General features: G+C 65.7%; 19 protein-coding genes and 1 pseudogene. 12 read left to right on the top strand and 8 right to left on the bottom strand.

Features of this window, described 5'->3' with window-relative positions; genetic code table 11:
• Positions 1–490: 490 nt before the first annotated feature.
• From AB0323_RS11655 to AB0323_RS11615, 9 genes and pseudogenes are all read left to right on the top strand, one after another.
• Positions 491–793: a hypothetical protein gene (locus AB0323_RS11655; RefSeq protein ID WP_366177448.1), complete on the top strand. Its 303-nt coding sequence runs from the start codon at positions 491–493 to the stop codon at positions 791–793.
• A 333-nt stretch (positions 794–1126) separates the two neighbouring features.
• Positions 1127–1432 (top strand): annotated as a pseudogene (locus AB0323_RS11650) (IS110 family transposase); the annotation flags it as partial.
• A 76-nt stretch (positions 1433–1508) separates the two neighbouring features.
• Complete coding sequence (locus AB0323_RS11645; protein ID WP_366177447.1) at positions 1509–2453, top strand: hypothetical protein; 945 nt, start codon at positions 1509–1511, stop codon at positions 2451–2453.
• 20 nt (positions 2454–2473) lie between these two features.
• The gene (locus tag AB0323_RS11640; RefSeq protein ID WP_366177446.1) at positions 2474–2770 is read left to right on the top strand and encodes a site-specific integrase; all 297 of its coding nucleotides are present in this window, start codon (positions 2474–2476) and stop codon (positions 2768–2770) included.
• Positions 2767–5073, top strand: coding sequence for a site-specific integrase (locus tag AB0323_RS11635; RefSeq protein ID WP_366177445.1), 2307 nt, complete (start codon positions 2767–2769; stop codon positions 5071–5073). Before AB0323_RS11640 ends, AB0323_RS11635 begins: the two co-directional genes overlap by 4 nt.
• A 281-nt stretch (positions 5074–5354) precedes the next feature.
• On the top strand, positions 5355–5651 hold the full coding sequence (locus AB0323_RS11630) for a transposase (RefSeq protein WP_366177444.1): 297 nt from the start codon (positions 5355–5357) through the stop codon (positions 5649–5651).
• Complete coding sequence (locus AB0323_RS11625) at positions 5648–5893, top strand: hypothetical protein (protein ID WP_366177443.1); 246 nt, start codon at positions 5648–5650, stop codon at positions 5891–5893. The genes AB0323_RS11630 and AB0323_RS11625 overlap by 4 nt, the downstream gene beginning before the upstream one ends.
• On the top strand, positions 5857–7716 hold the full coding sequence (locus AB0323_RS11620) for a UvrD-helicase domain-containing protein (RefSeq protein ID WP_366177451.1): 1860 nt from the start codon (positions 5857–5859) through the stop codon (positions 7714–7716). The genes AB0323_RS11625 and AB0323_RS11620 overlap by 37 nt, the downstream gene beginning before the upstream one ends.
• A 186-nt stretch (positions 7717–7902) precedes the next feature.
• A complete protein-coding gene (locus AB0323_RS11615; RefSeq protein ID WP_366177442.1) occupies positions 7903–9672 on the top strand; it encodes a recombinase family protein in 1770 nt (589 codons plus the stop codon).
• 10 nt (positions 9673–9682) lie between these two features.
• Here AB0323_RS11615 and AB0323_RS11610 read toward each other — a convergent pair whose 3' ends face one another.
• From AB0323_RS11610 to AB0323_RS11600, 3 genes are all read right to left on the bottom strand, one after another.
• Positions 9683–9913 (bottom strand): hypothetical protein, encoded by a 231-nt coding sequence (locus AB0323_RS11610; RefSeq protein ID WP_366177441.1) that lies wholly within the window; start codon positions 9911–9913, stop codon positions 9683–9685.
• Positions 9914–10050: 137 nt separating this feature from the next.
• The gene (locus tag AB0323_RS11605) at positions 10051–10338 is read right to left on the bottom strand and encodes a hypothetical protein (RefSeq protein WP_366177450.1); all 288 of its coding nucleotides are present in this window, start codon (positions 10336–10338) and stop codon (positions 10051–10053) included.
• A gap of 19 nt (positions 10339–10357) precedes the next feature.
• Positions 10358–10693 carry a hypothetical protein gene (locus AB0323_RS11600; RefSeq protein ID WP_366177440.1) on the bottom strand — a complete coding sequence of 112 codons (336 nt, stop codon included), beginning with the start codon at positions 10691–10693 and terminating at the stop codon, positions 10358–10360.
• Between the two features lie 30 nt (positions 10694–10723).
• On the opposite strand from AB0323_RS11600, the gene AB0323_RS11595 reads away from it, so the two are divergent.
• The 3 genes from AB0323_RS11595 to AB0323_RS11585 all read left to right on the top strand — a co-directional run bounded on the left by AB0323_RS11595 (position 10724) and on the right by AB0323_RS11585 (position 12461).
• The gene (locus AB0323_RS11595; protein WP_366177439.1) at positions 10724–11104 is read left to right on the top strand and encodes a hypothetical protein; all 381 of its coding nucleotides are present in this window, start codon (positions 10724–10726) and stop codon (positions 11102–11104) included.
• 181 nt (positions 11105–11285) lie between these two features.
• Positions 11286–11867, top strand: coding sequence for a hypothetical protein (locus AB0323_RS11590; protein ID WP_071416348.1), 582 nt, complete (start codon positions 11286–11288; stop codon positions 11865–11867).
• A 129-nt stretch (positions 11868–11996) separates the two neighbouring features.
• Complete coding sequence (locus tag AB0323_RS11585) at positions 11997–12461, top strand: hypothetical protein (protein ID WP_366177438.1); 465 nt, start codon at positions 11997–11999, stop codon at positions 12459–12461.
• A 107-nt stretch (positions 12462–12568) separates the two neighbouring features.
• Here AB0323_RS11585 and AB0323_RS11580 read toward each other — a convergent pair whose 3' ends face one another.
• The 5 genes from AB0323_RS11580 to AB0323_RS11560 form a co-directional block, all read right to left on the bottom strand.
• Complete coding sequence (locus AB0323_RS11580; RefSeq protein ID WP_366177437.1) at positions 12569–12736, bottom strand: hypothetical protein; 168 nt, start codon at positions 12734–12736, stop codon at positions 12569–12571.
• The gene (locus tag AB0323_RS11575; protein ID WP_366177436.1) at positions 12721–13080 is read right to left on the bottom strand and encodes a hypothetical protein; all 360 of its coding nucleotides are present in this window, start codon (positions 13078–13080) and stop codon (positions 12721–12723) included. Before AB0323_RS11575 ends, AB0323_RS11580 begins: the two co-directional genes overlap by 16 nt.
• A 77-nt stretch (positions 13081–13157) precedes the next feature.
• A complete protein-coding gene (locus tag AB0323_RS11570) occupies positions 13158–16700 on the bottom strand; it encodes a hypothetical protein (RefSeq protein ID WP_366177435.1) in 3543 nt (1180 codons plus the stop codon).
• Positions 16701–16735: 35 nt separating this feature from the next.
• The gene (locus AB0323_RS11565) at positions 16736–18982 is read right to left on the bottom strand and encodes a hypothetical protein (RefSeq protein ID WP_366177434.1); all 2247 of its coding nucleotides are present in this window, start codon (positions 18980–18982) and stop codon (positions 16736–16738) included.
• 41 nt (positions 18983–19023) lie between these two features.
• Complete coding sequence (locus AB0323_RS11560) at positions 19024–19923, bottom strand: hypothetical protein (protein WP_190610340.1); 900 nt, start codon at positions 19921–19923, stop codon at positions 19024–19026.
• Between the last annotated feature and the right edge of the window lie 248 nt (positions 19924–20171).

The raw sequence follows: 20171 nt of genomic DNA, 5'->3' as shown, positions 1-20171 counted from the left end.
CAACCGACAGAAGTCAGGAGCAACCGCATGACGACCGAATCCGCCGCTACCGCGGCGTCCGTCCGCGCCCCCTACCGCGTCCGGGCCTCCGAACTAGTGGGTCGCGAGTGGCTCAACACCGGCGGCCGCCCGCTGGCCCTGGCGGCAGTTGCCTTCTGGACACTGTCGGTGGGACCAAGGAGCGCGTTCCTGGCCTCGGCTGAGAACGGTGGTGAGGCCGGACGGCTGCCGGTGCGCGGGACCGGGTGGATTACTGCGGGGTTGACGGCAGGCTTTGCCGGGCAGGCATTTTCCTATTTCGCACTGACAGCGTGGCTGTCCAGCTACCTGCACGACGAGCTGGGAATGACTGCTAACGAAACGGGCGGCGCTTCCTCCGTTTTCCAGATCCTGGCCATCGTGGGCGGCCTGGGAGGCGGCCAGGTACTTGTGTGCAACTTCCCTGACGGTCGCCTCGGGCATGATGTAGACGGCCGTTCCGGCCGGCCTGTTGCTGGCGCCCCAGTTCTGGCGGCTGTGGTCCCTCAGCGGAGGCATCGCCCAGTGCGGTGGCTTCACCGTGATCTTCACCGCCGTCACCCGTGTCGCGCCCGACCAAGTCACCGCAGGCCGGATGTCTACCACGGTTCAGGGATTAGGCTGCTGCTTTGCCGCCATGGCTCCGCCGTTGGTGGGTTTCATCCACAATGTTTCCGCTTCCTGGACACCCGCATTGCTGGTCATTCTCGCCTCCGTGCTGACATTTTCTGTCAGCACCAGCCTCTCAGTGCGGCGGTTGCCGCAGGCCCGCTGAAGGGTACGTCTGCGACACCCACCGGCCCTGTAAGGACGAAGACGAGGCCGTCACCCGCATTGTGCCTTACGGTTCATTGACGGGGCGGTCGCTGTTCCACCCGTTACATTTATTCCGTCCCCGAAGGCCGGGATTGGTCGCTGAACCCGGTATGACTTTCTTGCCCTGTCATTGGATGATCCGGGGGGGTGTTGTCGCCGGGTTCGGAGGCACGCGTTGACTGCTGATAGGGACACGGCCGGCTCCGTCCGATGGGGCCAGGTCTCTTTGTAACGTGGGTGCCAGCATCGGGTGTCGTGACTGCGGCCAGACAGTGGTGCAAAGGAGCGCCGGATGGACGAAGGGTACGGGGTCTACTGCGGGCTTGATGTTGGCAAGTCCGAGCATCACGCCGCGGCTTTGAACGCCGCCGGGGAACGGCTCTTCGATAAGCCATTGCCTCAGGACGAGGCGCGGCTGCGCGAGCTCTTCACCGGTCTGCAGCAGCACGGCCGGGTGCTGGTGATCGTGGACCAGCCCAATACTATCGGCGCACTGCCGATAGCCGTGGCCCGAGACTGCGGCTGCACTGTTGCCTATCTGCCCGGCCTGGCGATGCGCAAAGCCGCTGACCTGTACCCGGGAAAGTCCAAGACGGACGTGTTAACCGAACTAGTCGGGCCCTCCCGGGGGAACCGCAGGCGGCGCAGGTTTGCATCGGCTAGGTTCTGTTCTCATGGTCAACGAAGAGCAAGTTCCGCGGGTACTGTCCGATTTGGTGGTGCCGCCGTCGGGTGCGCTGAAGACCACCGGCAATCCGTTTGAACCGTATCGGCTGGTTGACGGCGCCGGGGCGACGATAGGGCCGGCGGCTGCCTTCTTCGCCGAGCTGGTGGCCTGCGGGCGGCCGGCGACGACGCTGCGGTCATATGGCATGGACTTGTTGCGTTGGTTTCGTTTCCTCTCGGCCCTTGGGATGGTGTGGGATCAGGCAACCCAGGTCGAAGCACGTGATTTCTGCCGTTGGCTGCAGGTGGCGCTCAAGCCGGTGCGACCGCATTGGCGTTACCCCGATGGCGGCGGGCCGGGTTCCGACGCGACGCCCGGGGCGGTCAGGGAGAATCCGGGGCCGGGTAAGGCCCCGGACGGCGACCGGTATGCCGCGGTAACGGTGGCGCATTGTGAGAGCGTGCTGCGTGGCTTCTACGACTTCCACTTGGAAGCGGGCACCGGGCCGATGCTCAACCCGTTTCCCTTGGCCCGTGCCCGTGGAGGCAGCCGGGCAGGGGCGCATCACAACCCGATGGAACCGTTTTCCGGGCAGCGCCGCGGCCGCTATCGGCCCAAGGTCGTGACTCGGGCTCCACGGGCGATCCCCGATGATCAATTCGACAAGCTGTTCGCCCAGCTGGGGTCGCATCGCGACCGGGCGCTGGTCGCGTTCTGGGTCTCGACCGGTGCCCGGGCTTCGGAGCTGTTGGGGGCCACGGTGGCCGATGTTGATCCCGGGCAGCAATTGATCACCGTGCTGCGCAAGGGCACCGGAGTGTTGCAGCCGTTGCCTGCCGCGCCGGACGCGTTCGTCTGGTTGCGTCTGTATCAAACACAAGTGTCGGGTCTGGTTCCGCCGGGCCGGGATGAACCGTTGTGTGGACGTTGCGGCGCCCGTTCCGGGCCTTGACCTATGATGCGGCGCGGGCGATGTTCGATCGGGCGTATGCCTCGCTGGGCACGGACTGGTCGCTGCATGACCTTCGGCATACGGCCGCTTACCGGATGGCCCAGGATCCGAAGATGCCGTTGACCGACGTGCAATGGGTCCTGGGTCATGCATTTTTGTCGACCACGCAGCGGTATTTGAACCCGGTAACGGAGGATGTGATTGCCGGAGTGCTTGCCTTTCATGCCCGGCAGCTCCTGCGTGACCCGGCGCCCACGCCTGCACCCGGTTACCGGCCCGAGAGCCTGCAGATCCTCTTCGGAGGGAACCAGCCATGACTAGAACTCGCCTCAGCGAACAATTACTCGCTCCGCCTGTGGTCAGTGGTGCGGCGGCCCCTGTGGTGGGGCAAACCGGGGCGCAGCTGATGGCCGGGTTCCCCGCGCGCGGGGTTGACCCGTCGTGGCCTTCGACCTGTGAGGATCGTTCTGCAGTGCTGGCCCGCGTGCTCGCGGCGCCGTTCAGCTTGGAGAATCCGAACAGCCAGCGGATCCGAGGGGCGGGAGTGTTGGCGGTGCTGGGCTGGCTGGCCGATTTCCCCGGCGGGAACTGGCAGCAACGGTGGGACGCCAGCGGCGCGGAGGCTGCCGGCGACTGGCGGGACTTGTTCATTGGCGAGTCCGTGGGCCGGTGGCGGAACGCCCCTGGCGAGCCCGCACCCCATCTGAGCATCGGCCTGATGGTGCTGATATGCGCCGATGTGATCCGTCCGGGCCTTGACTGGCTGTTGCGTTTCGCCCCGGCGCGCCGGGCGTTGGCCACCGAGATGGCCCGCACCCGCGACAGCACGGCGTTCGCCGCCCTGAACCAGGCCTGCACCGAAGCGCACCTGGAGTCGCAAACCAGACAACAGGCCCTGACACGGATCGCGATCATCATGGCCGCCAAGGGAGGGCCGGTCTCGGCTGTGCGGGTCGGAGACTGCGTGGAGCTGCTCGCGACCGTCACCAGTATCGGCCCCGGGTCCCAGACCAACGCCCGCAGCCCGTTGTTCTACCAGCTGCTGCGCCAGCATGGTGTCTTGGGCGAGGATGCTCCCGCCGCCATTGAAATGTTCTCCGGTAACGGGCAACCGACGTGCGAGCAGCTGATCGACCGCTACAAGATCAAGTGCCGGCCGGTCCGGGACGTGCTCGTGGACTACCTACGGGAACGCCAGATGGCGATGGATTTCTCGTCATTGCAACGCACCGCCTACCTGTTGGGAAAATTGTTCTGGGCGGACCTGGAAGCCCACCAGCCAGGGATCGATTCACTGATGTTCTCCCGTGAGGTCGCCGCGTCCTGGAAAAAGCGGGTCATGACCCGTGCCCGCACCAGCACGTCGGCCAACGGGGAGCAGCTCCACAGGACGTCGGCACGGCTGGATGGGCGCAGCGCCTTCTCGGCCGTGCGCGCCTTCTACCTGGACCTGGCGGAATGGGCCGATGACGACCCTGCACGGTGGGGTGAGTGGGCGGTGCGTTGCCCGGTCAGCGCCACGGATGTCTCCCACAAAAAAGACCGGTTGACCCGTAAATCACGCACGGACCAACGCGCCAGCGAACGGCTGCCGGTGCTCCCGGCACTGATCTCATGGGTGCAGGCCGAATGGGCACGCACAAGTGACCTGCTGGCGGCCGCCGAACGCACCGCCGCGGGTGAACTGTTTACCGCTGCAGGCCAAACGCTGCGCAGAACGGCCATGAAAACCGAGACCACCGGCCGGGTCTGGGCCGAAGTCCCCGAGGGCGGACCACGCCGCGACCTGACGTTCGAAGAGCACCGCGGTTTCTGGACCTGGGCCATGGTCGAGGTGCTGCGCCACACGGGCATCCGCATCGAAGAACTCGGCGAGCTCTCACACCACAGCCTGATCCAGTACCGGCTCCCCGACACCGGAGCACTCGTTCCGCTGCTGCAGATCGCCCCTTCCAAGACCGACGCCGAACGAATACTGGTCATCTCACCCGAACTCGCCGACGTACTCTCCCAGATCGTCTCCCGAATCCGCGCCGGGCAACCCCATGTCCCGCCGATAGTGTCCTACGACAAAAACGAACGAGTCTACAACCAGCCCTTGCCCCTGTTGTTCCAATGGCGGCGGCGCCTGGACAACCGGGCAGTTTCAGAAACCGCGCTACGCAAATACCTCGACCACGCCCTGGAAGAACTCGGCATCAAGGACGGCGGCGGCGCCCCGATGCGCTACACCTTCCACGACTTCCGCCGGATCTTCATCACCGATGCGATCATGCACGGCATGCCACCCCACATAGCCCAGCTCGTCGCCGGACACCGCGACATCAATACCACCATGGGTTACAAGGCCGTCTACCCCGAAGAAGTCATCAACGGCCACCGTGAATTCATCGCCCGCCGCCGCGCGCTACGCCCCAGCCAGGAATACCGCACCCCCACCGATGCCGAATGGGCCGAGTTCATCGGCCACTTCGAACACCGCAAGGTTTCCGTCGGCGACTGCGGCCGCTCCTACGACACGCCCTGCATCCACGAGCACAGCTGCCTGCGCTGCCCTCTGGCTGCGGCCCGAGCCCGCAGCCAGACCCCGCCTGGCGCAGATCCGCGACAACCTCATTGAGCGCATCGCCGAAGCCGAGTCCCACCGCTGGCTCGGAGAAGCCGAAGGCCTCAAAGTCAGCCTCGCAGGGGCCCGGGCCAAACTTGCCGAAATGGACCAGATTACCGAGCGCCGCAACACGACCCAACTAGGCATGCCCACCTTCACCCAAGCTGCCGGCTGCACCAACATCAACCCACCGGACCCCCGAAACGGCCCCTGATATGGACGATTTCCATGCAATTTCATAGTTCGGAGAAGACGCGCGGGATGCGTTCATCATTGCCGAGACCGCACATGCCATGCCGCATACGCTGCGCTCGCTTGACCGGGACAGCGAGGTGCTCGCGGCGCTGAAGGTACTCTCCGGATTCGACGCGGATCTGACCCACGAGTGCACCAGGGCGATCAACCGTTTGCGGTCCCTGCTGTTGCAGATTTTCCCCGCCCTGGAGCGTGTCTTCCCGGGAACTGTGCTGACACGGTCCCTGGTCCTGAGAGCTGTTGATCAAGTACTGCGGGCCGTACCGGGCTGCGAGCTGCCGGGCGGGCCAATGTGCTGCGCTGGGCCCGAAACCACAGCCGGAAGGATCCAGTGAATCTGGTCGACGCGATCTTCGCGGCACTGGGCGAGCAGACGGTCACTGTCATCGGCACCGAAGCCGTCGAACTGGTCATCCCCCGCGTGGCTGGGCAAATCAAGGAACTCAAATATCAACGAGCCATCGTGGCCGAAGAAGTCGAAAAGCTCCTCGATGACTTCCCTCTTTCAACAAAAAGGCAGCCGGTGAGCTCTCGGAGCGGATTGTCTCCCGCCTCGGCGATGACGGTGCGTCGGTAGCCTCGAGCACTTTTCACGCCTTCGGACTGCGAGTCGTCGGTGAAGCCACCGGTCGAAAACCTTCAGTCCCCGATGACATCACCAATGGCAACGGGATCGGGCGGCTCGCGGCGATCGTTGATGGGCTCCGTGACCGGGACCCGGCCTTCCGGCGTGACTGGGACCTTTTCCGGCTCGTGTTCGGCAGGCAACTGCCGGACCTCGGGGACGAAGACGAGCCTGAGACGTGGGACAGGAACAAAGGTATTAACGGCTTCGGCACTCTCGCTGGAGAGGTCGTCAAGAGCCAGGAAGAGGTGATGATCGCCAACTGGCTCTTCCTCAACGGCGTCCGATACGAATACGAGCGACCCTACGCGCACGACGTTGCGGACGCGCACCACCGTCAGTATCAGCCGGACTTCTACTATCCGGACATCGACGTCTGGCATGAGCACTGGGCGCTCGGTTCAGACGGCAACCCGCCGCCAAATTTTGACGGGTATGCCGAGAGTATGGCGTGGCGGCGTCAGACCCACACTCGATACAGCACAAGACTTATCGAGACAACCTCGGCAACCATCCGGGACGGGTCCGGGTTCGAGCACCTCGAACAGGAGCTCCGCCGACACGGAATCCAACTCGAGGAAGACCCCTACCGGGAGGCGGTAGGGGAGCCTCCGATCACCGAACCAGCCATGATGACGCTGATGCGGTCGTTCATGGCCCACGCGAAGGGCAACCGCCTCACCCCTGACGTGCTGACGCAGCGGGCCGGCCGAACCTTGCGGGCCAGGCTCTTCACACGCCTGTACGGCGTCATCCTCGCCGAATGGGACCGTCAGCTCCGAGCCGCGGGCCAGATCGATTTCGAGGACATGCTGAATCTCGCAACCGATCACGTCGAGTCGGGCCGTTGGATGAGCCCTTACCGGCTCGTCATGGTCGACGAGATGCAGGACACCAGCTCTGCCCGTGCGGCGCTGGTGAGGGCGCTGATGAAGACTCCTGGAAACTACCTTTACGCGGTCGGCGACGACTGGCAGTCGATCAACAGGTTCGCGGGCTCAGACCTCAGTGTGATGACCCGCTTCGATAATTGGTTCGGGACAGCGTCCACCATCTGGCTGGACCGCACCTTCCGGTCCCCGCAGTCCCTGTGCGATGTCGCGGGTGGGTTCGTGATGAAAAACCCCAATCAAATCTCCAAGAACGTCCGATCTTCAGCGCCGGAGGCTGGCGAGACCCTATGCGCCGTCAGTGTACGGGAGCGCAGCCACTACGGATCGGCCGTCCGGCAGCACCTGACAACCCTTGACTCAGAGCTCACTGAGCCAGCCACTGTGCTGCTGCTCGGCCGGTACTCCCGGTCCAAGGACGATGTCACCTCGGCGCTGGAAGCCAGATACGCCAACCTGACCATCGAGTTCAACACCGTGCACGCCTCGAAAGGAAAGGAGGCAGACTACGTCGTTGTGCTCGGCCTTGAGAGGAACGGATTCCCCAGCATTGTCGAGGATGATGCTCTCCTGCAACTGGCCATGTCCGCCCCTGACTCCTACCCACACGCAGAAGAACGACGCCTGTTCTATGTCGCACTGACCCGTGCCAAGCGCTCAGCGCTCCTGGTCACGCGCGCCGGTAGGGAATCAGCGTTCCTCCTCGAGCTGGTCGGAGATCGTGTCGTCAAGATCCGATCCGCGACAGGCGACGACATCACCCCAGTGGTCTGCCCGAAATGCAAGAAACACACGATGAAGGAACGCAAAGGGCGCTACGGCCGGTTCTTCGGCTGCGCCGGGTACCCGACCTGCAAAGGAACGATGAAACTCGCTGATAGTTAGGAACAAGAATGCCTTCCATGTTCCGAGGCGCACGTTCTACGCTTCGCGATATTTTGGCCGGCTGACGAGTCCACCCCACGTGGTCGGCCAAGCCGAGCCTTGCGGAATGCAGCACTTGCAGAGGCCATCATCACACCGATACACAGACCACGATGGTCACCACCCTTAAAAATGTATGCTTTACGGGTGCGAGCCGTTGCCTATATCCGCAGATCCAAAGATCCCACCGAGGGCAACGCGTCGCTCGTCGACCAGCGCGCCTGGATCATGGCGGAAAGCCGGAAGCACCACCACACAGTCGCCAAACAGGACATCTTCGAAGAAGTCGTCAGTGCCTACCGCGACCGTCACCGCCCAGAGCGCGACCGCCTCGAAGGGGTCCTCGCCGAAGGCGACGTCAAGGCGCTCTACGTCCGGGACCTTGACCGGCTGGCACGTCGGTTGATGGACACCGCCCGCATCGTCGACACCTGCAACCGCCACAACGTCACGATCTACACCCATGACCGCGTGTTCGCCCCTCGATCGCCCGACACCATCCTGCTGATCTCCGTCCTCGGCGGCCTGGCGGAGACCGAGGCGGCGACCACGAGCAAGCGGCTGAAGCGCACCGCCGAGAACATCCGCCAGAAGGGCGGCTGGAACGGCCCTGCCCCGTACGGCTGGATGCGGCCCGAGCAGCGCAACACCGACGGCGTGAAGACGCTGAAGCTGCACCCGGAAGAGAGCAAGACCGTCCGCCGCATCGTCGAATGGCGGCTCGACGGACTCTCCGTCGCCGAGATCGTCCGGGAGCTCAACCAGAAGGGCCTGACCAACCGCGAGGGCCGGCCATTCCAATACCGCGCCGTCGCCTCGCTACTGCGCCATCCGCTCCTGGCCGGATACAACTCCCTCACGGCCAAGGCCGATGGACGCAGCGCCGGCCCAGGTCCGGACTTCCGCGACACGCGCAAGATCGTCATCGACAAGGATGGGCGTCCGGTCAAGAGTCATGAGGCGGTCTGCACGGAGGCCGAGTGGGAAACCCTGCGCCTGCTGATGAAGCCCCAACCGCTCAAGCGGACCCGGGCCCGCGCCGGAGGCCTTCCCCTGGTCGGCCTCGTCTACTGCGCCGGCTGCGGCACCAAGATGACCAGCAACAGGTCGATGGGTGAGTCGGGATCGTACGTGTGCAACGGACGGATGCGCGGCGCTGACTGCCCCGGCGTTGCAATCAACAGGGAAGCCCTGGAGCGCTTCATCCGCGACGTCGTCGCCGGATCGCTCGACAGCCCCGAGGTGATGGAGCTGCAGGCCGAGAGGCTGAACCAGGCCGCGGAAGGGAGCGCGAGCTCGGAGTTGTCCGAGCTCCACGAACAGGCTGATGCCCTGGGGGACTCCATCCTGATCCTGCGGGCCCAGATCAACACCGCGCCGGCCAGCGCGATGTCGGCACTCCTGAACCGCATCGGTGAGGAGGAGGCCCTCAAGGGCCAGATCGAGATGCGGATCTCGGAGAAGACCGAGGGGCGACCGAGGGCGATCCCCGACATCAGCGGGGCCGAGTTCCTCGAGCTCTCCGAGACGGAGCAGAAGTCGATCATCAGGGCCTTCCTCCGCAAGGTCGTGGTCTACGCCGACGACGGAAAGCGCGGGTCGGTCAAGGGGATGTTCGGCTCCCAGGGCACGAACCTGAGCCGGATCGGCTTCTGGTATCTCGGCGAAGCTGACGACCAGGAGCCGCGCCGCGGGGGCGGGTACTCGCTCATGCCCTCGAACGGCAGCTACCAATGCCCCAAGTGCGAAGAACCCCGGACGTTCCGCTACCGGAACAACCTGCGCCACCACATGAACTACGCGCACCCGCAGCCAGTGCCGTGTCCTGAGTGCGGCCAGGAATTCCCTTTGCCCGGGCTGCCCAGCCACCGCCGCAACAAGCACGGGGTCAAGGGCTCACGCCAGTCCTGGAGCTGACCCTCGGGGACTAGGCGGCCCGACGGCGACCCAAGCGCGCAGGCCTGGCAGCCTCAGCTGCCTCCGCCCGCCGGATGGCCACCGAGGCCGCCACGGCAGCTCCGGCCTTGATGGCCTCCACCGGGATCGGGCGGACGGCGATCGCGGCCGCAGCTGCCGCCGAGATCTGCACTGGCCTGCGCGGGGAGGCAGATGCAGACAAAGCCACACCGCGTTCAGCGGTGGTGACCTGTCCTGCCATGACTGCCTGCCTCAGATAGCTGTGCTTTGAATGCCTATCGGCACTCTATCAACTAATGAGTCAGAGGATCAATCGAATGGAATCGGATACGAGTCGAATCGTCACACTCAGGGATGAGTCGACGAGATGGAGCGGGCTCAGGCCGCGGCGGCCCCGATGTTGCTGATCCCGGCCAGCAGCCACTGCTCGGACAAAGGGTCGAGGCGCAGCTCGAAGGTTCGCAGCGCCGAAGTGGACGTCAATCGGACCTGGACCTGCCAGTGTTCGATGCTGACCAGGTCGCCGCAACCCACCGGTGCCCGCTTGGCGGTGTTCCACCAGTCGGCGCGGGTGAACCAGTGCACAGGTTCCGCGGCCACAGCCCAGATCCTGCCGTCATGCCTGACGGCCAGAGGGACCCCCTTCGCGGTGAAGCGGACCTCCACCGGAGCGTCCAGAGGTTTGCTATTTGATGCTGTTGCTGCCACGGGTCCGCTCTCCAAGATTCCTGTTCATCATTTCTTCCCGGCGGGTAACCGCCGAACTCCACACCCAGGTCCGGTACGTCACCGGCCCGTCCTTCCACGTCACTTCGACCGCTTTCGCTGTCCATGCGAAGACCTCGGCGTCCACCAGTTCTGCGCAGTTCGGGAACCGGATCCAGGCCTTGACGGGAATTCCGGGATACCCGTTCCTGGCCGGGAAGTGTTCGAAGTCGAGCTCTTCCGTGGTCAGCCCGATCGGGCCGGCCCGCCGCGCATACTGCGCCTGCAGCGCGGCGGCGAACTCTTCGGAGGACATACCTCAACCTTAGAACACATATTCGAATAGATGACCCGCAAAGATGACCGCGCACCGGCCGGCCGAACCACTCCCGGGACACCTTTGGTCCTGTTGTTCGATCCCATGGGCACCACGCTACGAAAGGGCTCCGACATCGCCCCGAACAGACTGAGCCTGGTCCGCTGCCTGTCGGCACAACACCGCGCAGTGTCCGACAATGGGGACATGCCAGCTGCTTCTGCCCCCCGCGCCGTCCACCACCTCTACTCCGCCCCCGGCCACCTCGTTCCCGTGTGCGGTGTAACCCCCGGCCCCGACGGGTCCGAGTGGCACACCGGACACAACGCCGGGGTCCTGCAGGCGTTCTCCGCACAGGGATCCGCGTGCTGCTCCCTGTGTCTGGAGTTGTCCCTGTCATCTCCTGACTGACATGTGCAAGGTGGTACACGTGGTACGTGGTCTGCCATACTGGTAGAGAAAACAGGTATAGGAGTGGAAATCCTGCTCAGCCCCGGCTGAGCAGATCGTCCGTCCAGGCGGGCGTGGATAGTCCAGCTTCGGCTCCCGGGCGTGGCCTGGGAGCGGGGGCTCGGGGAGACAGTTCTGAACTGTGGAGCCGAGACGCTGGACCTTCCGAACACTCATTGCCTGGACACAGAGCCAGGACGACAGGACCGACCAGAAGGACGAGAAGACCATGGACATCACCAGGACCGCACACGTGACGCGGACGAAGCTGGCCGCGACCGCTGCAGCCCTGGCATGCGCCGCGCTCGTGCTCAGCGGCTGCAGCAGCTCCGGCGGGGACGGGCGGTACTTCGCCACCTCGGAAGGACAGAACGGCGACATCGTCGTCGTGGACGGTGACCAGATCACCTACTTCGACACCGCCAGCCGCCAGGACCTCGCCTGCCACTCCATCAACTCCGTCCTCGACGACCCGAAGGCGGCCGCGGCGAAGGGCGAGCTCAAGGACGCCTACACCGTCCGCGGCACCGGCAAGATCAACGAGTCCAAGTCCTCCGTGGACTGGACCGAGGCTGGCCGCAGCACTACCGAGACCGGCTCGATCAGCTTCGGCAAGGACAAGTCGACCATGGAGTTCGTCTTCTCCAACGGCGTCAACGACGTCGTGCTCGTGCCAGTCGACAGCGAGCAGGGCAAGGCCGTCAAGACCAAGTACTGCGGCTGAGGAGGCTGACCCCTTGACTGCCCCGATCGACCTGCAGTACCGGAGCCCCGTGGACCACGCGTCCGCGGGGCTCTGCCTTTTCTCTCCCGGGACGCGCCCGTGCGCCAGACAGGATGCAGGAGCTCGGGCATGACGCTCATCGGACCGATCAGGTACTACAAGGGGCGGGTGGCGTACCCCAGCGACGAGCAGCTGCGCACGGCAAGAGCCACCTGGGATTTCGACGACATCCGCCGGCCGACGGACGATGTGGACTGCACGCACATCCAGCTGATCGAAGTCTCCGGCCGCAACGCGGGGGAGCGGCGGCAGCTCGAGGAGGAGAAACTCACACGTTTCTTCGACTACATCGGCACGCGGGCCGGCTTCCGGGTGCTTACCCACCAGAAGAAGCCGGACTCGGCCACTTCGGCCTTCGTCTCGCACGAGATCGTCTACGTCATCGAGTCCCGGCCGACCAGGGGGTACACCAAGCTCACCCTGCGCTCGGAGCTGCCGCGCAGCGGGACCGCCAGTGCCGTCTCGGACATCTTCAGCGCCGAGGGAATCGACCGCATCTCGCGGATCTTCGACAAGGGCCCCCGGAGGGATTGAGGCCGGTGCTGCAGTACGACTGCCGCCCGACGGAAAAGGAAGACCCCGTGGACATCACGTCCACGGGGTCTTCTTGTGTCTGACTGGCTGGCAGTCCCGTATGAGCCCTACAGCCGTCCGCCCTTCAAGCGCAGCGCCCGGTACTCCTCGATCGTCTCCGGCGGCCGTCCGTACTTTGGCGCATGTGTCTCGACGAAATCGATCTCGGCCCAGGTGTCCCGGTGCCGGACCCGCGACCTGGCCAGCATCGCAAGCGCGGTTACTGAAACGACCACGTTGGCCAGCCACCACAAGATGGCGATGAAGACCGCCGCTGGACCAGTCCCCGTTCAGAGGAGCCCGTCTGTGCTGCCACGGCCGCGAGGGCCGTTGAACTACCCAAAGCCATGCACCCGAGCAGGAGCCCGGCCACCCAACCCTCCGTCGGCACCCGCCGGCGCGCCAGATCAGCGGGGCTGTCGCGATCGCGGACCAGCCGCAGCGCCTCGCGCAGGAAGAACACAGCAGCCAACGCGGCCAGGCAGTTCACCGCCAGCTCGCGCGCTCCCTCGAGCCACCAGCGCCCCGAGTGCCACCAGCCCGGCGGAAACTCGTCGCGCGCCTTGCCTCGCAGATTCATCCGTTCCATCCTTTCCCCCGTGGAAGGCAAAGGGCGGCGCACCCCTTGTCGGAGTGCGCCGCCCTCATCACCAACGATCAGTTCTTCGGGTCCTCAGCCGGCTTGCTCCGCGACACGGGACCGTCCGAGCGCTTCGGAGCCGGATCCGCCGTCCGCCGCGGCTGGGCCGGAGCCTGCTGCGACGGCTTCGGGGCCGGAGCCTTCGGAGCCGGGGTGGGAGCCGAAGCCTTCGGAGCCTGAGCCGGCGGTGCCGATCGACGTCCGCTGCGTGGAATCGGCTGGACACCCTGGCTGCCCTGAGCGCCTCCGGTAACCCGGCCACCGACACGGGGCTGGGTAGGAGCAGGAGCAGGAGCCGGGGCCTGCGGACGCTGACCGGACTGGCCCTGCGCCTGCGCCGGAGCGCCTGTGCGGGGCTGGACCGGAGCCCGGTGGACACTGCCCTGGCCGGTCGGAGCCTGGACCGGAGCCTGCGGGCTGCGGCGCTGGCTGCCGCTGGCCTGCGGGATACCCGGTCCTGCCTGCACAGCACGGGAGCCGGAACCCGCGTTGGCCTGCGGCTGCTGGCCTTCGGCGGCCCGCGTCGCCCGGGTGCCCGGAATCCCCGGGACCGCTGCGACGACGGGGTTCACCTGCGCGGGCCCGACGGTGCCAGCGGTGAAGCGCGGGCCCTGGCCCGAGGAGGCAGGAGCCGCCTGCTGTCCGGTGCCGAACTGCGTCGGTGCCGACTGGCCGGCGTCCGCCTTGCGGCCACGGCTGGTGTGTGCACCGCTATCGGTGCCGCCCGTGAGCCCGTCCCGCTTCTGGCCCTGACCCTGGCCATGGCCCGGCTGCCCGGTACCAGGAGCACCCTGCGCGCCGCCGAGCCCGAAGCTCGTCTGGCCGCCGGTGGCCTGGCCGCCCCGCGAGGAGGGACCCTGGCCGGTGCTGTAGCCGAGGTTCGACAGGCCGCCCTTGCCGCTCAGGGTCTGAGCAGTCTCCTTGTCGGAGCGGGAGCTCCCCGCCTTGCCGCCCGCGAGCTGCAGAGGACCGCCCTTGTCGCCGGGACCCTCGGGACCACCAGCGGACGGGCCGCGGCCGCCGCTGTCACCACCACCGCCGGGAACCGGACCGGGGCCGGCTTCCGGACCGTCGTTCGGACCGGCGGCCAGGGCCAGTGCGCCCTTCCCGGCAGCAAGCGACTTCTGCTCACCGTTCAGGCCGCCGGCGTTGGTCGACGAGCCCTTGCTGCCACCGGGGGTGCCGCCGGGCTTCGTGGCCCCGCTGCCGCCGAGCTTGCCGCCGACGCCGGAGGCGAGCTTGTTACCCATGGCCATGCCCGCTCCGGCCCCGGCTCCCGCAGCCAGCGCGGGGAGCATGCCGCTCTTGTCCGGCTTCGGTGCGGTGTTGGTCTCGAGGAACTTGTCCACGAGCTTGGTGAACACCTCGTCCATCGCCTGCAGCACGACCTTGCGCACCCGCAGGAGCGCCAAGGTGATGCCGATGATCAGCAGCGAGGAAACCAGGGTCAGGATGACCACGATGATCCCGCCGAGCATGCCTGAGCCCCACAGGCCGTCCTGGGACATCCAGGCCGACACCGGTCCGGAGATGATGTCCGGGATGGAGATCAGCAGCTCCGAGACGAACTGGTAGATGAACAGCGTCACCAGCACCTCGAGGATCAGTGCGACGGAGTAGACGATCACCTTGCTGATCGCGGCGGTCGCGCCCAGCGTGGCGAACGGCACCGCGGCCACGAGGCTGAAGGTGCGCTTGACCGCGCCCACCAGCATGCCGATGGCGTACCAGAAGCCGAGCAGGACCATGCTGCCCAACACGACGCCGGCGTTCTGCCAGTACATGAACTTCGCCGGGCCCGTGCCGACCTGGCTGACCGCCATGTGGTCCTCGCGGGTCAGGCCGCTGGTGACGTTGTTCGAGCTGTACATCGTCATCGAGTCGGGGCCGAAGCCGGTGTTCAGGTAGTTGTACGCCGACAGCGCCGACATGTTGCAGGAGACCGGGGCGTTGTCCGCCCAGACCGAGAACCCGCAGCCGTGCTTGGTGCCCTGGGTCGAGAAGCTCGTCGTGTTCCCGCCCGGATTCGAGGAGGTCAGGCCCTTGCCGCCGACCGCCAGCACCGGGTGGTTGGTCGGGATGTAGTCCGACTCGCCGTGCCCGCCGAAGTTGTCGCTGTCACCGTAGGACTTCTTGTCGATGAACCACTCCTTCTTCACGTCGCTGTTGACCGGCAGGTTGGTGATCGCGCTCTTGATGCCCGACTCGAAGTCCGACGCCGATGTAATTTGGCCCGAGATGTAGCTGTTGAGCATGCCGAAGGTCTCGCCCACGGCGTTGAAGTCACCCGCCGGGCTGCCCTCCATGCCGACCAGGCTGTTCTTCCAGGCCGTCTCGGCATTGGTCGCACCGGGGCCCACGCTGATGTCGCGGAAGGTCGAACCGTGCGCCTGCTTGTTGATCGCCAGTGCCGTCGTGCGCACCGACATCATCGCGTTGTTGCTGGCCTGGCCGTTGTCCCAGGCGATAACGGCCTCATCAGGAACGCCGAGGCGGTCGTTCATCATCCAGGCCTCGAAGTCCACGTACGTGGAGAGCACCACGCGGGTCGGGCCGGCGTGCTGGCCCAGCAGCGAGTCATCGAACTTGTCCAGGACGCCGGTGTACATCGAACCCATCAGCGGAAGGCCCACGCCAATGAAGACGACGCGCACGACGAGCTTCTTGATCGCCGAGCCGCGGTCCATCTTCTTGAACAGCACCAGGCCAATAATCAGGAACCCGATGAAGAGCGGGACCAGCGCCTCCCAGGCGATGGACTGCAGCAGGCCGTACCAGCTTGCGATCCAGTGCTGCAGGCCCGCCAGGGCACCGCCGCCTGCCTGGCCATCGGTCATCCCGTCGGCGAGGTCCTGCTGGTGCGCGCTGTTCGTATTGCCGCCGGAGTCCGCGACGCCTGCGACCGCCTGGTAGAACCACATGAACGGGTTCAGCACTTTCAGCAGCTGGATGATGAGATAGAACAGCGTGCCCACGGCCAGCGCCATCGCGTAGAGCAGCCAGATCGCGCCGCCGCCGATGAGCGACAGGATCTGTCCACCGATGCCCGAGGACATCGTGTCCAGGCCGAGGTCGGCGTTGGCCGCGCCGAAGTGGGCGTAGTCCACCATGCCGGAGTAGACGTTCTTTCCGCTGCCGCTGGCTGTCGCATTCAGCGTGTCGTACCCGATGGTCTGCGTGGAGCCCGTCGCCTCGGCGAAGAGCCAACCGACTACGTTGAAGAGGCTGAATTCGGAGTCGGCGTAGCCGAGCATGTCGCCGCCCGTCGCCGGGTCGGCGGTGATCGCCCGCCAGTCCTCGTTCATCCGATCCTCGGGCTTGTCCTTGCCTTCGGGAGAGTTCTCCTGACTGAAGTACGTCGAGGCATTCGACGCCAGCTGGTACAGCGAGTAATTGTCGCGGTCCTCGTCGTCGGCAGCGTGCGCCGATGGCGCGAACACCGTCATCAGCAGCGGCACAACCAGTGCCACGAGCAGCGACAGAGGCAGGACGCGCACCAGCCCGCCCCGGGCAGTCGCCGCGGCCCGGGCCCGCGCCGCGAGCGTGATGGTCCCGTTCATCTTTCCCTTCCTGTCTGTCGTGTCCGTGATGGCCGTCATGACTTACCCAGCTTCCGCGGGGTCGTCCCGGCCTTCTTCATGGCCTTCCTGCGGTCGGCCCGCCCCACCTGGTCCTCGGAGCGGTCCTCCTCGGACTCGACGCTCTGGCGGGCGCTGGTGAGCTTCGCGCCGGGTGCCGGCTTGTCCTTCATCAGTTGGTCCATCCGGGCCGCTTCGTCGGCCTTGGCGGCCTCCAGGCGAACCTGCCTGCGCTGGGCCTCGCGGAAGGGGTTGATCCCCAGCGCGAGGTCGAGGTGGAAGACCACGTTCGACACGTCCCGGCGCAGGTAGGTAAGGTTCTCGCCCTTGGTCGTGATGAGCTGGGCGAGGTCCGGCGGGATCTGCTGGTGCAGCTGCTTCTGGTACTCCGCCACCGTGCGGTCGCGCATCGGCCCGAAGAGCGTGTAGTCCGCGGCGTCGAACTTGTTGAAGTCCGAGTCCGCGAGCATCTTGTCGACGTCGTTGTAGCTGTAGACCACGCGGCCGCCGCGCTCGTGCATGTGGTCGAACTGGTCGCGCAGGTACTTCTTGACGCGGTCGTCAATCTGCTCGGTGCCGTGGATCACCACGGTGTCCCCGCGCCCGAGCTTGCCGACGGCGAAGCCGACGATGTTGACCAGCTGGGCCATGGCCACGCCCTTGCCGCGGCGCATCAGCCGCGAGAAGTCGTAGACCACGCGCCGGGCATCCCGGACCCCGTCCACGGCTGATGCCGTGTGGTTGTTGAACAGGTCGCCGTTCGTGCTGAGCATCGTGTTCGCGATGCCGCGCAGCACGTTGTACGCGCGCAGCTGGTCGGGGTCGGTCTTGCTTGAGTTCAGCAGGGCCTTGTGCGCGGTGTCGAGGTACGAGACGAACATCTGCAGCCGCGGCACCTGCTGGTGCGGGATGTTGACCACGCGCAGGCGGTGCCGCTGGTCCTTGGCGTTGTGCCGCCACATGCCCTGCTCGACGTAGAAGTCGGTCGCCGTGTCCTCCAGCGCAGAGCGGATGATCGAGCCGATGGCCCCGTCCGTGGTCTCGTAGAGCTGCTCAAACATCAGCTTGAGCTTCTCCATCTGCGCGGCGAAGACCGTCAGTTCGTCGTCCTCGTCGCCGAACAGCTCGAAGGGATTGACGTCACCGCGGTTCAGGTCCACGCGCGAGGTCAGCCGCTCGAAGTTCGGGCCGAGCTTGTCCAGGTCCGCCCCGTCCAGCACGAGGTGGACCACCGAGCCGTTGCCGAGCATGCAGGCCTGCGAGATCTTCGAGCACCACATGTTCGACACACGCTGGCGGTCCAGGTACTCGCTCAGGGTCGCGTCTGCCACGACAACGTGGTGCTCGTACCGGTTCACGTCCATGAGTACGGCCGAGTTGTTGACGTCGCCTACCATGTAGCCGACGTACTCGCCGCCCCGGTCGTTCAGGCCGTTAGTCACCAGCGAGTACGAACCCGCGAGCTCGGTCGAGGTGAAGTGGAAGCCCTTGCCGCGCTTCTTCTCGTTGTTCTTGAACAGGCCCGAGAGTTCCTGGCGCTGCTCGCCGGCGTACGCCGCAGCCTTCAGCGTGCCGAAGCGGTCGATGTACAGGCGCGTGACGCGGTCGACCGAGTCGTCCAGCGTCTCGAGGTCCGGAGCCTTGAGAAACAGGCGGTTGTGCACCGACAGGTAGCTCGCGCCGTCCTGGATCTCGCCGATGGTGACCTCCAGATCGGAGGAGATCTTGGCGGCCTTGCGCTTGGAGGAGGTCGTGCCGGTCTCCTCCTGCTCGTTCGCGTCAAGGCGGTCGAGCTTCTCCGACTGCTTGGTGAACGAATCCACCCACTTCTCGTCCATCCGGCGCACCTGCTCCAGGACGACCGCGGTGACGCGCTCGTCGAGCCCGTCCGGGATCCGGTCGATGCCCCAGAACGCGGCGAAGTTGTCGTGCGCGGCGTCGTCGTGGAAGAACGCGAGCACGCACGCCACGGAACCGTCGACCTCGAAGTAGTCGGAGCGGAAGGCGTACTTCTCCCGAGGCTTGAGCGCCAGCAGGTGCGGATACGAGTCGAACCGCCCCGCCAGCTTCTTCATCTCCTGGCGGCGCTGCCACCAGTTCTTCTTCGGCTCGGCCACCTCGGCCGGCTCAGCGGCGACCGCCGGCGCGGGGCCGTCGAGAGCGGCCTCCAGTTCATCCACGCCCGGCACGGCCGTCGCGTCCCCGCCCCGGGGCTTCTTCCCCGGAATGCCCAGCTGCGCGCGGGCCTTCGTCATCAGCGCCATGTCACCCTTCGTCCTTCCTTTGTTCGTCCAGCTCGGCCCGGTCAGTTCAGTGAGGCCTTGAGAGAGTGCAGGTCGTCCTCGATGCCCTGGTAGAAGACCCGCAGCATGGGCTCGGTCTCCTCGCGGTCGAGGACCGTAGCCTCCTTGATCATCAGCGCGGACCCCTCGACCTCGGACTGCAGCACCATGTGCGCCCGGCGCAGAGCGTCAGCGCTCTTGCCCTTGAGCAGCAGGTACTGGTGGATCGAGGTGAACTTGCCACCGACGTGCTGCGTGAGGATGTCATACTGCTCGTTCTGCAGCTCGATCAGGTCAGGGTCGCGGACCGCGAGGGCGTGGTTGCGGTGCTCGAGCGAGGCCACCTGGTGGTAGATCCGCTGCGGCTCCTTTGTGGTGACGAAAGCCCACTCGCAGTTCGTGTCGATCTTGCGCCAGAAGGCGTCGACCCGGTCCAGGATGCCGATGCGGTCCTCGTCGAAGAGCAGGTACGACGCTGAACCGACGACCAGGTAGACCTGCCCCTCACCGCCGTCCGAGAAGTGGATCCGGCCGTCCTCCTCGATGCCGTCGATACCGACGATCGAGTAGAAGTCGCTCGGGTCCGAGCTGCGGCGGGTGAAGACGTTGCGTGCCCGGGACGGGGCGTATGCCAGCAGGGCGGGCACGTTCATCGCCCGCAGCTCCTTGGTCTTGGTCATGCCGCCGAAGTAGACGATCAGTGCCAGGCCCCAGATGACGAAGAGCGTGATGAATACCGGACCCGAGCTCGCCACGAAGGTCTGCGTCACCGCCCACAGCAGCGCCAGCGCGCCGCCGCCGAAGAAGAACAGCTGCTTGATGGGGGAGGGCTTGGCCGCCCAGCCGCCCTTGCTGAGGGTGATCTCGTGGTCGAGGAACGACCTGTTGAGGCTCGTCGGCACCTTGTACGACATCTTCGCCATGAATCTCTCCCTGCTGCCACCACTGATTTGTCTGCGCCTGTCCGAATGCCCTCATAGATGAGGGATACATGACAACTCTACCTTAGATAGGCCTATCGAATCGAGCGCGACTGACGCAAGAATGGCACCGCCCAGCGACTCGGACGTGCGATCCGGTGCCGTCGGGCGGTGCCGTGGCGTGCTGATGTACGTGGACGGGCAGTCTATCGGACTGGCATCCGAATAATCAGTCAGAAACGAGTCCGCGC

The sequence above is a fragment of the Arthrobacter sp. NPDC080031 genome, assembly GCF_040702485.1.
GTDB lineage: Bacteria > Actinomycetota > Actinomycetes > Actinomycetales > Micrococcaceae > Arthrobacter.
Note: the sequence above shows the minus strand (reverse complement) of the source record. Positions and strands in the feature narration are given on the sequence as shown.

Excerpts from the sequence above, each read along its gene's own strand:
- AB0323_RS11635 (WP_366177445.1), top strand. The coding sequence starts at position 2,767 with ATGACTAGAACTCGCCTCAGCGAACAATTACTCGCTCCGCCTGTGGTC.
- AB0323_RS11645 (WP_366177447.1), top strand. The coding sequence starts at position 1,509 with ATGGTCAACGAAGAGCAAGTTCCGCGGGTACTGTCCGATTTGGTGGTG.
- AB0323_RS11575 (WP_366177436.1), bottom strand. The coding sequence starts at position 13,080 with ATGAATCTGCGAGGCAAGGCGCGCGACGAGTTTCCGCCGGGCTGGTGG.
- AB0323_RS11595 (WP_366177439.1), top strand. The coding sequence starts at position 10,724 with ATGACCCGCAAAGATGACCGCGCACCGGCCGGCCGAACCACTCCCGGG.
- AB0323_RS11640 (WP_366177446.1), top strand. The coding sequence starts at position 2,474 with ATGTTCGATCGGGCGTATGCCTCGCTGGGCACGGACTGGTCGCTGCAT.
- AB0323_RS11565 (WP_366177434.1), bottom strand. The coding sequence starts at position 18,982 with ATGGCGCTGATGACGAAGGCCCGCGCGCAGCTGGGCATTCCGGGGAAG.
- AB0323_RS11570 (WP_366177435.1), bottom strand. The coding sequence starts at position 16,700 with ATGAACGGGACCATCACGCTCGCGGCGCGGGCCCGGGCCGCGGCGACT.
- AB0323_RS11610 (WP_366177441.1), bottom strand. The coding sequence starts at position 9,913 with ATGGCAGGACAGGTCACCACCGCTGAACGCGGTGTGGCTTTGTCTGCA.
- AB0323_RS11600 (WP_366177440.1), bottom strand. The coding sequence starts at position 10,693 with ATGTCCTCCGAAGAGTTCGCCGCCGCGCTGCAGGCGCAGTATGCGCGG.
- AB0323_RS11630 (WP_366177444.1), top strand. The coding sequence starts at position 5,355 with ATGCCGCATACGCTGCGCTCGCTTGACCGGGACAGCGAGGTGCTCGCG.
- AB0323_RS11585 (WP_366177438.1), top strand. The coding sequence starts at position 11,997 with ATGACGCTCATCGGACCGATCAGGTACTACAAGGGGCGGGTGGCGTAC.
- AB0323_RS11560 (WP_190610340.1), bottom strand. The coding sequence starts at position 19,923 with ATGGCGAAGATGTCGTACAAGGTGCCGACGAGCCTCAACAGGTCGTTC.